Source organism: Paenibacillus sp. RC73, from assembly GCF_044908085.1.
Classification (GTDB): Bacteria; Bacillota; Bacilli; order Paenibacillales; family Paenibacillaceae; genus Paenibacillus; species Paenibacillus terrae_A.
In genome coordinates this window covers 238,457-254,103 of the sequence record NZ_JBIYCV010000003.1, presented here as the reverse complement: position 1 = coordinate 254,103, position 15,647 = coordinate 238,457, and the positions used below count along the sequence as shown (strand labels likewise).

Genomic DNA, 15,647 nt, shown 5'->3' with positions numbered 1-15,647 from the left:
TACCTCAAGCACTGGAAATTCCGCACACTCTAAATTGTAAGCACTTTCATTTTATAAAATGCCGTGAATTTCGTTCACCCACCAATCTAAAGGTGTTACTTAGGAAACTAAAGGAAGCAGGCCTCATTTCACATCTGCCGGAATCAAAATACGAATCTCTGTCCCCTCGCCGGGTGCGCTGCAAATATCAAGCTCAAAGCGGCTTCCGTAGTAAAGCTTCAGACGATAGATGACATTCTGCAGACCGATACGCTCGCCCATTTCCTCCTGTCTGTGCATGTAACCGTACAGCCGTTGTACCTGTTCCACAGACATGCCAACTCCATCATCTCGTACCGTTAGCATCAGCCGCTCCTCCCTGTGCTCAAAATGAATCTCGATGCGCCCCCCATGCTTCAGCGGCTCAATGCCATGAATGCTTGCATTTTCAACCAGCGTAAGCACAACCATTTTGGGAAGCAGATAGTCCAGGTCCTCGGGGCTCGCCTGCACTTCGTACTGTATCCGATCCCCAAATCGATATTGCTGGATTTCCAAAAAACAACGAATGAGTTCCAGTTCCTCCCGCAGCGTGACCCTGTCCTTGTTCCACACCAACGAATTGCGGAAAATTCGTGCCATGTTATGGATAATGCGGGCTGTCTCGTCTTCATGCTTCATCAGGCTTCGCATACGTATCGTCTCCAGCGCATTGAACAGAAAATGAGGGTTAATCTGGCTGTGAAGTGCATTCAACTGGGCATGCCTGCGTAGAATCTCCAAATTTTTTCGCTGAATATCCGCCACATAGACATCGTTAATCAGTCGCTTTATTTTCAGTGTCATCCGATTAAATTCACCTGTTAACTGCCCAATTTCATCTCGCGATTCTGTACCGGGGATCAGTTCAAAATGCTGATTTTTCACCTTTTTCATATGCTTCAGAATACGATGAATGCGCACGTTCAGCGAACGTGTAATCCAGATGATGATCAAGGTAGGCAGCAGCATATTCATGCAGGTTAACAGCAGCACAAAATTGCGGGATTTCTCCATTTCATACAGCACTTCATCGCCCGACACCGCAGTCACAATGCTCCAGCCATTGAGATTACTCGTCAGCACATAATTTGTCTTGAACTCTATAGTGTCCTTGGACTGCTGGAGGGTGCTATAGGCCACGACCTTATGATTGATATCAATCCTGGAATCGGTCGTATATTCGATTTCCCCCCGTTCGTTGAGCAGAAAGAGACTGCCCCGCAAATTCAGATTATGGAAAATCTCTTGAATGGACGACATTCGCAGCTCTATTTTCAGTATTTTCTCGCGGCCATTTTGGGAATAAAAATAGTTCATCCGCCGAATCAGGCTAAAGGGGTGCAGTTGTTCGCCCGTACCGTCGTCAGTACGTACAAATATAGGCTTGGACTGCCGTCCGGGCGGGATTTTGGCATACCAGGACAAGCTTTTAACCCGCTCATCTATAAAGCTGATTCCCCCGGAATCCAGTAGAGTCGGATTATCTGTGTAGATCGTCATTCCACCCACAGAATGGTATACAGGACTGTAAGTATTGTTTAACATACGACGTAAATAAGAATCATAGGCGGCAATATATTCAGCAGGATGGGGGTATGTTTGCTCCAATAGTTCGTTTAGCTGATGATCGGTATAAAAGATAGACGAGATCTCCATCGCATCTTCAAACTCACGGTAAAACTCAATTTTGATCTGCTCCAGCGCACGGGAAATATCCTGCATACGCTGTTCCTTCACATTTTGCGAGGTGACGTGGTAAAAAATCAGATTGGTCAGCACCACTGGCGCAAATACACAGAAAAAATACAGCAGCAGCATTTTATCCCGCAGGCGGACATGGTCAAGGGTTGAGCGCAGCATACTCATTCGCTGCCCCTTTGCGGCTCCACACGGGTATTCAGGCTACTGCGGTATTCGCTTGGCTTGGCCTGCACCAATTTCTCAAATTGGGTGACAAAATAATCCGGGCTACCAAAGCCCACACGCTCGGCAATTTCATAAATGCGCAAATCGGTCTGACGAAGCAACCGTTTAGCCTCCTGAACCCGCAATTGCAGCAGGAATTCGTTAAAGTACACCCCGTACGTTTTTCTGAACAATTGGCCCAGGTAGACCGGATTCATGTAAAAGCGGGCTGCTATACTTTTCAGGTTAATATTCTCTGCCGCATGCTGCTCAATGTAGGTGCGGATGTGCTGAATTCCTCCCTGTTGACGCTCCTTGCGCAACACCCCAATCATTCGACTGCTTTCCTCGGCAAAAGCTGTAAATAGCCGCTGTAATTCACCCAGCGACAGGTTCATATCCTGCCAGCCCATCATCGGTTCTAAGGACAGAAGCGAGCGTTCATCGCCCTGCATATTTTGAATGACCCGCACGATGCTGATTACGCATTGATGCAAGTTCATTTTCACACCCTCCGGGGCGTAATGTTGCTCACGAAAGCTGCAAAACAGATGATCTACGGTCGAATATAGCTCCTCCAACCGTATCTCCTCTATCTGCTCCGTCAAGCAATCCAGTACATCCTGATGGATCGTCCTATAGTGGAGCGTTGGCATTCCCTCCTCCTGATACAGGACAATGCCGCTGCGGTCATGAATGTATTTATGGAGCGCCGCTTCCTTGGCACGTTCATAGGACCGATGGATATCTTGCAATCGTTGAACAGGGCTTCCCACGTATATAAAGACCCGGTTCCCCATCTGATTTTTCAGTAACTCCAGCTCCTCCAATTCTCGTTGTAGCGCTTTCATAAAAGCGTCTGCCCTGGATTCAAAGCACTTCAAAAAGAAGTCCGGCACTATGATGCCAATCCGATTACGGTGCTCATGGACATAGAGAGGATACTTACCGTCAATCAAACGATAAAGTGCCTGCTCTACAAGCTCTCTGAATTGGAAAAGCGACAGCGGAACAGCGTTGCCATCGGGACGCCACGGATGTTGATCATTCAGCTCGACGAGCACATAGTACATATGTGCAGCTTCTCCAAGACGTAGCTGCTGTTCCCAAGCCGTCACCACGACGTCATCTTCCCCATTCATCATCAGTGTCTCCAACAGCTCACCTGTACGGCGACTCTGATAGAGCTGTGCATTCTGCTGCTCATGATGCAGCCTTTTACTCAGCCTGCGCAATGTAGCCGAAAAGTCCTTCTCATCAATCGGCTTGAGCATAAAATCGTGAACCCCGTAACGAAGTGCCTGCTGTGCATAAGCAAAATCGCTGTAGCCGCTCAAGATAATAAACGCAGGATGATCCGCCCCCCGTCCGAGTACACAACGGATCAGCTCCAATCCGTCCAGCACAGGCATACGAATATCGGTGATGACCAGATCAGGATGGACGCTGCCGATCAGTTCAAGTGCATCCTCACCGTTATCCGCCTCCCCAACGACCTCAAAGCCGCAGGCTTCCCAATCCATGAGTTGAAGCAGTCCTTTGCGAGTGAATATTTCATCATCCACTACAATGGCTCGATGCAGTTGCATAACCTACTTCCTCCTTTTGGTTTGTGCATCACTTTATTTTGGTTAACTATTCCAATTGTCTCTAGCAATATGGTAATGTGGAAACATCGGGAATTGGAAATTGCTGTTACACCTATCATATGACAAATGGGGCGGTGCAAAGCATGCGCATGGTATTTCGTTGGTTCGGTGAAGGAAACGATACGGTAACGCTGGAGCAAATCCGACAAATTCCGGGGGTAGAAGGGATCGTGTGGGCGCTACACGATATTCCAGCCGGAGAAGAATGGCCTTTGGAGCGTATTGTGGCATTTCGAGAGCAGGTTGTACAGGCGGGATTTCACAATGAGGTCGTTGAAAGTGTGAATGTGCATGAGGATATCAAGCTCGGACGATCGACGCGCGATCAGTATATCCGTAACTACATACGTACATTGGAAAAGCTCGGCCACAACGGCGTGAAGGTCGTCTGCTATAATTTTATGCCCATTTTTGACTGGCTGCGCACCGATTTGCAGAAGGAACTGGAGGACGGCTCGACGGCTCTCTTCTTCGAGAAGTCACGAATTGAAGATCTTGATCCGTTCGAACTGGTACGCCGAATTAACGAAAATAGCTCGTTAACCATGCCCGGTTGGGAACCGGAGCGACTGGAGCATCTGACGGCTTTGTTTGAAGCGTACACCCACGTCACGGAGGAAGACCTGTGGCGGAATCTGGCTTACTTTCTGGAGGCCGTTATTCCCGCTGCCGAACGCAGCGGCATTCGGATGGCTATTCACCCCGATGATCCGCCATGGTCTGTATTCGGACTGCCACGCATCATCACAAGCCAGGCTCATTTGCGCAGGCTGCTGGCGCTGTACGACAGTCCCGCGAACGGGATTACCCTATGCTCTGGCTCGCTGGGAGCCAACCCCAAAAATGAAATCGTTTCTATGATTTATGAGTTCAAGGATCGTATTCCGTTTGCCCATATCCGCAATGTGCGTGTTTCCGCTAACGGAGATTTTATCGAAACATCTCACCGAACTCAGGATGGAACCGTCGATATTGCGGGCATTGTCCAGGCGTATCACGATGTTGGCTTTACGGGCTACGCCAGACCGGACCATGGTCGCCATTTGTGGGGAGAACAATGCAGACCCGGATATGGACTGTATGACCGCGCACTTGGGATTATGTATTTATGGGGGCTGTGGGATGCATTGACATGTAACCAGGTCCGACACAATTCTCCTGTTTCCAGGACGGAAACCACGCTGACCGGATCAGTCCATACGAAGGAGTCGACCCTATGAGCACACTTTCTCTACACCCTTCACTGGCAGGCAAAACAGCAGTAGTTACAGGCGGTGCCGGAGTGCTATGCAGCGCGATGGCCCGCGAGCTGGCAAGGCAAGGCGTGAAGGTCGCTATTCTGAACCGAACGGAAGAAAAGGGCCTGCATGTAGTCCATGATATTCAGGCCGCAGGCGGAGAAGCGATGGCTGTGGCCTGTGACGTCACCGAAGCTGACAGCGTTCGGCGGGCCGAACAGGCGGTACGCAAGCAATTCGGCGCTTGTGATATTCTGGTCAACGGAGCCGGAGGGAATCATGCGAGCGCCAATACCACCCGCGAAACATTCCGGTTGGAGGACTTGACGCAGCCCGATATCACCACCTTCTTCGAGCTGAGCATACCCGGTTTTCGCCAGGTGCTGGACGTCAATTTTATCGGAACGCTCATTCCGACACAAATATTCGCACAGGGCATGACAGGACGTTCAGGAGCAGTCGTGCTGAACATTTCCTCTATGAGCGCTCCCAGCCCGATGACCAAAGTTCCGGCTTACAGCGCAGCCAAGGCTGCCATTAACAACTTCACACAATGGCTGGCTGTCCATCTGGCTGAAGCGGGTATTCGCGTCAACGCTATAGCACCGGGCTTTTTTCTCACAGAGCAAAACCGCAGTCTGCTAACCCGCGAGGACGGCTCCCTCACTGAACGTGCGGATAAAATCATCGCCCACACCCCCATGCGCCGCTTCGGCGTACCGGACGATCTGCTTGGCACCCTGCTGTGGCTCGTGGATGAACAGACATCCGGCTTTGTTACGGGCACAGTGATTCCGGTAGACGGCGGGTTTATGTCGTATTCCGGGGTATGAGCAGCACCCCAAAAGCCGCTTGAGCGCTTGAGCCAGGCGGCTATCGACACAGCTTTCCTTTCCTATCTTTTTCCCGATTACATAGACTCCGAGAATCGCTTGAAAACAACCTGCATCACACCTCCACAACACGATCGAATCCTTCAATACTCTAAATTTAAAAAATTCGATATTGACTATTTCTATCATTATTAAGTATATTGATAATGATAATCATTATCATTTTAGACGAATGATGATGCACATCAATGGATCCTAATGGATTTTTTTACTATACCAATATATTTTCAGGAGGGAACAAGATTGCTGAAGGTTTGGAAGAAAAAATGGATTGCAGGCTTTCTCATCGCCTTACTCGTAAGCAACACCCTGTTTGCCGCAGGATTAGGCTTCGCGGCGGCAGCTACAGATGAGAATAACGTTGTACCTACACTGGCTAGTACAGATCAGACAACCAGTGCAGTAGCAAACGCAGACCCTAGTGAACCTAGCTTTAAAGAAAAGCTAGAAAACGGGACCCTAAACAACAGCGGAATAGGCAAGAAATCCGTTGCAGAAGCAACCTATGAAGCATCAGAAGAAACCAACGTTACACAAGCCACCTACGAACCCTCAGGGAAAGTAACCGTGATTGTGGAATTACAAGGAGCTCCGCTCATTTCCAGTGCTTCCCCCAAAGCTTTCGGCAATCAGCTGAATGCTCTAAGAAGCAGCGAGCGCACCCTCACAACCCAGCATGAATCGGTAAAAAACCAGATTCGTGCACTCTCCATCAAAGACTCCTCTTCGTTAGGCGCTTTAGGCTTAAGTAAAGTCTTGGCCCCCAAACTAGAAGTCATTTACGATTATTACATGGTTATGAATGCGATTTCGGTAAAGGTAGACTACCAAGAGCTGAAAGAAATTCGAAAATTGCCTGGCGTGAAAAACGCATGGGTAGCCAACAAATATGAAAAAATCGTTCCTAAACAGTCTATGGAGACTTATATGGCCAATAGCTCCGCGATGATCGGTTCTCCTGAGGCTATTGCAGCAGGATATACAGGAAAAGGTACGACTGTAGCTGTCATCGACACCGGTCTGGATTGGAAGCATGAAGCATTTTCCACGCATATGCCTCCCGCATTGACCCTGAAACACACCCGCCAAAAGGTTAGCGACATTCTGAGCAGTGCCGATATGTCTGCAGGCAAAGTAAGCATAGATGATGTCTACATGGATGATAAAGTTCCTTTCGCCTATGACTACGCAGATAAAGACACCAATGTCATTCCTTCTGCCAGTTCTGATAACGCCCACGGTACCCATGTGGCAGGCACCATCGCCGCTAACGGCGATAAATTAAAAGGGATTGCTCCTGACGCCCAATTAATGATCATGAAGGTGTTCGATGATCTCAATGGATTCACCACGGATGCTGACATTATTGCCGCCTTGGATGATTCCGTTAAAATGGGCGCAGATGTCATCAATATGAGTCTTGGTTCCAATGCAGGCTTTTCCACAGCCGGGGAAGCAAGTAAGGATGACATGTACAGCAGGATTGCGAACGCTGGAATCAATCTTGTGGTAGCTGCTGGAAACAGTTACAGCGCCGCTTATCAAAACCAGTCCGGTTCCAACCTTCCCTATGCGAACGAGCCTGACAATTCAATTGTTTCTGCTCCTTCCACATACGATGCTGCTCTATCCGTAGCAAGTATGATTAATACCGCTACATCAGATGCCCCTTATATTCTGGCAGGGGATCGAAAGATTATATTCAACGACACCTCCACTGCCGCTGACCCCAAAATACAGGCACTAAACCGTACATATGATTATGTAGATGCCGGTTTTGGAACTGCGGAAGACATTAAAAAGGCGGGGGATTTAAAAGGTAAAATAGCCTTGATGTCCCGTGGCAACCAAATAGGCTTCCAGCAAAAGGTCGGCGCTGCGTATTCTGCTGGTGCCGTTGCTACCGTTATTTATGATAATGAATCAGGCAGAGCCAACATGGATATCAGCTCCTACTACATTCCAGCCGTATCCATTACCAAGGATGACGGACTGTATCTGTTGGAATTGGCAAATAAACAACTGACGCTGGATGAAAAATTCAAGACAGACGCACCCAATGCGGATGCATATAAAATGTCGGAATTTTCTTCATGGGGCGTTTCGCCGGACTTAAAACTGAAACCGGAAATCACTGCACCCGGTGAAAATATCTACTCTACCGTTCCCGGCAATAAATATGAAAATATGAGCGGTACGTCTATGGCATCTCCTCATATCGCCGGAGCCGAAGTCTTGGTGAAAGAGTATGTTACCAGCAAACTGAATATTTCAGACCCTATTGAACGAGAAAAGCTGGTACATACCCTGCTGATGAGCACTGCCCATCCAGCCAAGGACGAGGATCAGCAATATTATTCTCCCCGTAAGCAAGGCGCGGGCTTGGCCAATGTGAACGGAGCAGTCACTACCGGAGCCTATTTGACTGTACAGGGTAATGACAGACCCAAAGCTGAATTGGGCTACAACAAGGCAGGTGTCTACTCCTTTACCTTCGATATTCACAGCATCTCCGATCAGGCGTTGACCTATGACCTGAATACGGCCACTTTATCGGAGAAAATAGTGACGAAGGATGGCAAGAACCTCTTTTCACAGCACTCCACAGATTATGCTGGCAAAGGCATCCAAGTGCAATACAGCGGTGTAACGGACGGAAAAGTAACCGTACCTGCACGCGGCACAGCAACGGTTACCGTGAAAATTACGTTGTCGGATGCACTCAAAGCACAGTTCGATCAGGCTACTAAAAACGGAACCTTTATTGACGGGTTCGTTATGCTGAATGCGGAAAAAGGCGTGAACCTCTCCATGCCGTTCGTCGGCTTCTATGGAGATTGGGGACAACCTCGCATTTTCGATGGTACGGAATATGGCAAAGATGGATACTCTATTAAAGGCAGTTCCCCTTATAATTTGTACCCCGGTCAAGGGTATCTTCTGGGCCAAAACCAAGTAGCCATTGCGCTTGGTCAGGAGTGGGGTGTCATGCCGGAGAAATTCGCTATTTCGCCTATAAGTCTGGGCAATTCATACAGAATATTGGGAGTGGCAACAGGTCTTTTGCGTAATGCGGAAAGCCTGAAATATACCATTACAGACCGAGACGGGAATATTGTCAAGGAATTCGATTATTCGCAAGTGCCTAAATCGCTTTATTATGTAAGCTCCGGTGTCGTTAGCTGGGCGGAGGCTCTTCTGAACGATAAGCCTTCCTTTGACGGACTGGATCAAAATAATAACGAAGTACCGGAAGGAATATATGCCTTTAAGGTTACCGGGGTAGTCGCAGGTACAAACGGGCAGGGAACCGATTCCTGGACCTTTGATTTTGCCTATGACAAAACAGGCCCTACCTTAGCCGATTACAGCATTTATAAGGAAAACGGTAAGACGTTCTTAAAAATGATTATCAAGGATAACCACTATACCAGCGGATTACAATTAGCCACAGAAAATGGTGGTGCCCTGTCCAATCTGGTGGCTATCAAGGATGCCGATGAAAAGCTGGCGGACGGAACATCCGTCAATACGGTGACCATGGATATCACCGATCTGAAGGATAAGCTGACGAATAATGGCCTTCCTACCGACAAGATCCAAGTAGACATGTTTGACTATGCATTCAACAGCAGTAGCGCAAGTATTGTTCTTGAACCGATTGGAACGGAGGGCATCACGCTGGATAAGGAAGCCCTATCCTTAGTCGTCGGTACAACCGAGGATCTGACAGCGAATATTACGCCAGTTAACGCTACGTACAAAACGGTTACCTGGGCAAGCTCTGATCCGGCCATAACCACTGTAGATACAGAGGGAGCCGTTACAGGCGTAAGTGCGGGAACGGCCAGGATTACCGCCACAACTAATGGAAAGTCCGCTTCCAGCCAGGTTACGGTCACACCGATCGGAGGCCAGGGAATTGTGCTGAACCGGGCTGCGTTGAAGCTGACCGTTGGCTCGAACAAGCCCTTGAAAGCCACAACCAATCCCGAAGTGGTTTCTGGTCCGATCACCTGGACCAGCTCCAATGAGTCCGTTGCCAGTGTGGATCAGAATGGAATGGTGAAGGCAAAAGCGGCCGGAACGGCAACCATTACAGCAACAGCCTCGGGGAAATCCGCCACCAGCCGAATCATGGTAGAGGGAGCCTCCAGCTCCGAATTCACTATCGTGAGTGGAGTTTTGACGAGCTATAACGGCTCTGGCGGCCACATTGTCATTCCAGATCATGTGACGGAAATCGGCGAAGAAGCCTTTGCCTACCGTGAAGATATTTTGTCCGTGAAGATTCCGGACTCGGTGAAAAAAATCGGCAGGGCGGCATTTGCCTATAACAAGGAGCTTAAAGTTGTCACCTTATCGGAGGGACTGGAAGTGATCGGGGAAAGCAGCTTTTCCGATCTCGCCAAACTTGAACAAATTACGCTGCCAAGCACGGTGAAGGAAATCGGCGATAATGCCTTTGCCCGTGACACAGCTCTGAAAGCGATGCATCTGCCGGATGGTTTAACCCGAATTAATCAGGGCGCCTTCCGGGAAACCAGTAATCTCGTTTCCATTAATATTCCGGACAATGTAACGGAAATTGGCGACCATGCATTTTTCCTTACGACAAGCTTGAAAGAAATTAAGCTACCAAGCCATCTGACCTCGATTGGCCGTGCAGCCTTCTCTTCCTCGGCGATCAGATCCGTCGAAATACCGGACTCCGTCACTTCCATCGGGGACGAAGCCTTCTGGGGAAGTCGTATCGCTTCCGTCAAATTGGGCAGCGGGCTACTCACCATTGGGCAAAGGGGCTTTGCGGAAACGCTGATCTCTTCTGTTGTCATTCCGGACAGTGTAACCACCTTGGGCTACGCCGCATTTGCCGAAAATGCGAAGCTGGCCAATGTTTCCATCGGGAAGGGCGTAACCCAAATGGGACAGCAGGCATTTGACAGCACGGGAAACTCAAGCCTAAAAAATATCGAAGTGTCTGTGGGCAATACAGCCTTCTCAAGTCAGGACGGGGTGCTTTTCAACAAGGACAAAACGACCTTGGTCCGCTATCCCGCCGGACACAGCCGAGATGCCTATACGATTCCTGACACCGTGACCAAAATTGAAGACTTTGCCTTTCATGTTGCAGCCAATTTGAGCTCCATCACGCTTACGGATGGCCTGCAAAGCATTGGAAATCAGGCCTTTGATTCCAGCGTCAGCTTGCTTTCCCTGACGATTCCCGACAGCGTCAAAACGATCGGGAAAGCGGCATTTACCCACTCCGACAAGCTGGAAAAAGTGAATTTGGGAGATGGGGTAGAAGAGCTGGGTGCGTATGCATTCGCTTATAACTTCAAGCTGACCAGTATCGATCTTGGCAAGGGAGTCAAAAAAATTGGCGACTATGCCTTCCAATATAACAGCAGTCTGGTGGAAATCACCTTCCCGGATCAAGTGCAGTCTCTGGGCAGCAATGTACTGGGCAACTCCGAGCGGCTGTCCATTGTGAATATTGGAAAAGGCGTGACCTCCATCGGCGGTAATCCTTTTGCCAGCTCACTGATGATCAAGAGTGTCAATGTTGCGCAAGATAATGATTTTTATGCCAGTGAAGATGGTGTGCTGCTGGATAAAGCCAAAACCAATTTGATTTTATACCCTGCGGCTAAGCCGGATGCTTCTTATCAAATTCCGGCGACCGTAAAGGAAATCAGTAATTATGCTTTCCAAAGGGCACAGTTCCTTACAGACATCCAATTTCCTGAGGGATTGCTGACCATTGGTACTTCTGCCTTTAGCAGAACCAGCAATCTGAAATCTGTTAAACTGCCTGACAGCTTGACGGAAATCGGAAGCTTTGCTTTTTCCGATACAGGCATCGAATCACTTGTGTTGGGAAGCAACCTAACGAAAATTAACGACTGGGCTTTCGCTTTCTCCAATCATTTGAAGTCAGTCGCCATTTTGGACAGTAATACTACACTCGGAGGCTTTGCCTTTGTCGGCTCCCCCAACCTCAGAGTGGTGATTTTGGGCGAAGGCGTGTCCAACATCGGCTGGGGAGCGTTTAATGATACGACAGATCTTACCCTTTACGGTTGGCAGGGTTCTGCGGCAGAAGAGTACGCCGGAAGCAACTCCATTCCATTTAAGGTGTATACGCCATTATCCGTACATTTAAAAGCCAATCATGAAGCTTCAGAAGGCACCATTGCTTTGAGTGCTGAGGCTACTGGGGGGATCGGGAACAAATCGTACTCCTTCCGGGCGTGGAATGAAAGTACACAGCAGACTGTAACGCTCGACACTTATTCTGCAGGCAATGCCTACCAGTGGCCGACTCCACAGGCCGGCAAGTATATCGTTTATGCAGATGCGAAGGATGAAACCGGAGTAAGCAAAACCGGTACCCGGCAAATAGAGGTGCTGGCGTCGGGTGAAGTGATTATTTCGGCCATTCCGACCACGATCAGTCCAACAACCCACAACTTTGACCTTGACCATCCAATGGATGTGACCACGGAAATTACCTGGAACGAAGCCCATAGCGTCACACAAGCGGTCTATGGAGTGAACCAAGGTCCTAGCCGAAGTGTCACAGAAGCTGTTTATGACAGGGACGCTCTGATCCAAGGTCATGATTATACCGTTAACGGAAATACTCTGACGCTGAAAAAAGGCTTCCTTTCCGGCTTAAATCTGAAAGAAGGCGACACCGTCAGTGTTGAGTTGCTCTTTGACTTTGGAGACAAAGCGGTATTGACCATTCGGGCCATCCAAAATCCTGTGGAGGTAGATGCAAGCATTAGCCCGAAAACAGCCAGCTTTGACAAAAAAGCGAGCAATCAGGCAGATGTAGAAACGACCATCACCTGGAACAGTGCATCGTCTATTACAGATATCAAGCTGGAAGGGGCATCCATTGGAGAAGCGGCTTACACCGTAAACCAGGATGTGCTCACGATTAAGAAAGAGTATCTGGCAACACAGCCGAAGGGCAACCTTCCGTTGGAAGTACAATTCGATAAGGGCAACGATGCTATATTGATGATTAACATTTCTGACACAAGCAGCAACAAAGATGACGACGACAGCACGGATACGGATTCTAGCCCTGATACTAGCACAGGCAGTGGTACTGCTATTAGCGGTGCTGGTAGCAGTTCCAGCGGCAGCTCCACAACCGGGACACCGAGCACAGCCTCGTCTGTCCGCGTGTTGGATGCCAAGGGTAATGCCATTGAATCATTTAGTACCAAGCTGAACACCAGCACAGGTGTAGCTACGATAACGATGGATTCTGACTTCCTGAACAACGCCTTCGCCACATCCCAAGCGGATGGCAAAGGAATGAAAACTGTAGAGGTCACCGTGGAATCCAATCAAGCGAAATCCTATGAGCTGACACTGCCAGCAAGCTTTGTAACCGCAGCGGATGCTTCCCGTGCCATTAAAATCAAAACGGGTATCGCGGTTGTAACCCTGCCAGGTAACATGCTTGGAACGGCTGGAGCAGCAGGTGCACAAAACATCACGCTCGAATTAAGCTCCGGCAGCAAAAACAAGCTGGATGCACAAGCGAAGTCCGACATGGGTACTCGCCCTGTCGTTGAACTGAACCTGAAAGCAAACGGCAAGCTATTGCCTTGGAGTAACAACAATGCAGCTGTAACTGTAGCTATTCCTTATACACCTACAGCAGCCGAGCTGAAAAATCCAGAGCATATAGTCATCCAATATGTAGATGCAGCAGGTCATGCAACTCCGGTGACTTCAGGAAAATATGATGCGGTAACTGGACAAGTCAGCTTTACCACTCATCATTTTAGCCAATTCGCTGTAGCCTATGTCGAAAAATCCTTCCAGGATTTGAGTCAATATGCTTGGGCCAAGAAACAAATTGAGGTACTGTCTTCCAAGGGAGTCATCAATGGAACAACAGATACTAAATTCTCCCCTGCGGCCAAGATCACGCGGGCGGAATATCTGACACTATTGGTGAAAACACTGGGATTAAGCACAAGCTTCGATAGCAACTTTGCCGATGTTAAGCAAGGAAGCTATTACTACGAAGCAGCAGGCATAGCCAAAAAACTGGGTATCGCAGGCGGCTCCGGTGACAACAAATTTAATCCCAATGCACCTATATCCAGACAGGATATGATGGTCTTGACGGACAAAGCCCTGCAAAAAGCAAATAAACTGGCGATTACATCTTCGACGGCTGCACTCGAATCCTTCAGTGATCGGGCAGACATCGCCAATTATGCTGCTGCAAGCTTGGCTGCGCTGGTGCAGGAAGGTCTCATTACAGGATCAGACGGCAAAATAGCTCCGAAAGCACCAACTACTCGTGCCGAGGCTGCCGTATTCCTGTACAGAATCTATAACCAAAATTAAAATCTTCAAAAATAAATTTAGTCTGACATAGCAGCACATTCACAAAAGGAGACGAATCCCTGATTGGGGTTTCGTCTCCTTTATTCCTATTTGCCCAAAAAAGCTTCATTATTCTCCTATTCGGGACTTCAGACTATCGCTCAGCGATTATACTGACCGCTTGCAGATGGTCGGCGTGCTTTACAAATTGTTTGCGCATACCCATAACTCTAGCTCGGGCAGCGCGGTTTCGCATAAGGTTAAAGGCAATTTTGCCAAATCTCAACCAGCCCTCATCCTGAATGATACGTGGCAGATGCAGTAAGTGCATGGGAACCGTATAGATTTTAACAACCTTAAAGCCTTCCTCTTTCAGCAGCTGTTCCCATTCCAGTACCGTCAACGGTGTCGCATTAACTCTCATGGCTACAGCTAAATCCTTGTAAATCTGCTTTCTGATCTCAGGCTCAATATCATTTGAAGCTAAGCACATCTCATGAATAGCATACTTCCCGCCCGGTTTCAGAAGTCGTTTGGCTTCCGAAATAATCTGTGCTTTCTTGACCCTTGTCTGCATAGTCAGCATAGCTTCCCCATATACCACCGTCGCAGAGGCATCCGGCAACGGAACCTGTTCAGCATCGGCAATAATCACTTCCCGGTTTGCTCCACTTACATACGTTTTCACGATAGAAGCCGCCTTCTCATTCTGTTCAATCGCAATATAACGGCGGGGATTCAGTTGCAGTGTCATTTGGGCAGTTATGCCCAATCCGGGAGCAAACTCAATAACCTCATCTTTCCCGGTTACGTCAAGCCCTTCTATCATCCAGCGTGTCGTTTTCAACCCTCCGGGCCTGAGCACGCGCTTACCGAGACTTGCCAATATCCAGTGCCCTGGCACCTGTGTGTAATCTACTGTCTGCATCGGCCACAAACACCTCTTTCAATAATTTGATAATGATATTCATTATCAATATATGCGTAAAAAAATTTAACACTTTTTATTTTTATAATTTATATAGCTACGGTGATGTACCCTCTTTATATATTTTGCGCATAGCTTTCACTTGGCGTTTTGGTCAACACCACATGCAGGCTGGAATTCGCCTCCGCACCACCGCGATAGGAAAAGCGCTCATCTCCTGTAACATGGATCATATCCCCTTGGACAACTTCCGTTTCTTCACCATTCACAGTTACAGTACCGGTACCTTCAAGAACAAGCAAATATACATTCGCTTCTGGATGATTATGTGTTGGCAGCTCAGCATTAGGAGTAAAGTTGAGAATAAAAATTACATTGTCGGCTTCCTTATGCACAATTCGTTTTGTAAACGCAGCTTCTTTATATTCCTGAAACTGAATGAGGTTTGATTTCTTCATGTAGGTTCACTCTCCTGTTTGAAATTGATTTGCCTATGATGGATTGGATACCTGGCATGTTCTCAGGTTTCAATCTATATGGTCTTATTGTATTTGATTATTACGCTCGCCTTGTGATTGCAATCACAAATATAAATTTAAGTAAAAAATACTTTTAAATATTCAAAAATTTGATTTCAATCCTCTTT

The 15,647-nt window shown here is 48.1% G+C and carries 7 protein-coding genes; 3 read left to right on the top strand and 4 right to left on the bottom strand.

Annotated elements, in window-relative coordinates; genetic code table 11:
• Nucleotides 1-123: 123 nt before the first annotated feature.
• Both ABH897_RS08000 and ABH897_RS07995 read right to left on the bottom strand, forming a co-directional pair.
• Nucleotides 124-1,887 carry a sensor histidine kinase gene (locus ABH897_RS08000; RefSeq protein ID WP_283653779.1) on the bottom strand — a complete coding sequence of 588 codons (1,764 nt, stop codon included), beginning with the start codon at nucleotides 1,885-1,887 and terminating at the stop codon, nucleotides 124-126.
• Nucleotides 1,884-3,515 carry a response regulator gene (locus ABH897_RS07995; RefSeq protein ID WP_404580969.1) on the bottom strand — a complete coding sequence of 544 codons (1,632 nt, stop codon included), beginning with the start codon at nucleotides 3,513-3,515 and terminating at the stop codon, nucleotides 1,884-1,886. The genes ABH897_RS08000 and ABH897_RS07995 overlap by 4 nt, the downstream gene beginning before the upstream one ends.
• Before the next feature lie 143 nt (nucleotides 3,516-3,658).
• Between ABH897_RS07995 and uxuA the strand changes: the two genes are divergently transcribed.
• The 3 genes from uxuA (at nucleotide 3,659) to ABH897_RS07980 (ending at nucleotide 14,094) form a co-directional block, all read left to right on the top strand.
• Nucleotides 3,659-4,795, top strand: a complete 1,137-nt coding sequence (uxuA, locus tag ABH897_RS07990; protein WP_404581043.1) for a mannonate dehydratase — start codon at nucleotides 3,659-3,661, stop codon at nucleotides 4,793-4,795.
• Nucleotides 4,792-5,646, top strand: a complete 855-nt coding sequence (locus ABH897_RS07985; protein ID WP_283653782.1) for an SDR family oxidoreductase — start codon at nucleotides 4,792-4,794, stop codon at nucleotides 5,644-5,646. Before uxuA ends, ABH897_RS07985 begins: the two co-directional genes overlap by 4 nt.
• A gap of 303 nt (nucleotides 5,647-5,949) precedes the next feature.
• Entirely contained in the window at nucleotides 5,950-14,094 is an 8,145-nt protein-coding gene (locus tag ABH897_RS07980) for a leucine-rich repeat protein (protein WP_404580970.1), read from the top strand.
• Nucleotides 14,095-14,227: 133 nt separating this feature from the next.
• On the opposite strand, the gene ABH897_RS07975 is transcribed toward ABH897_RS07980, so the two are convergent.
• Both ABH897_RS07975 and ABH897_RS07970 read right to left on the bottom strand, forming a co-directional pair.
• Nucleotides 14,228-15,001: a class I SAM-dependent methyltransferase gene (locus ABH897_RS07975; protein ID WP_404580971.1), complete on the bottom strand. Its 774-nt coding sequence runs from the start codon at nucleotides 14,999-15,001 to the stop codon at nucleotides 14,228-14,230.
• Between the two features lie 116 nt (nucleotides 15,002-15,117).
• Complete coding sequence (locus ABH897_RS07970; protein ID WP_404580972.1) at nucleotides 15,118-15,459, bottom strand: cupin domain-containing protein; 342 nt, start codon at nucleotides 15,457-15,459, stop codon at nucleotides 15,118-15,120.
• Nucleotides 15,460-15,647 lie beyond the last annotated feature (188 nt).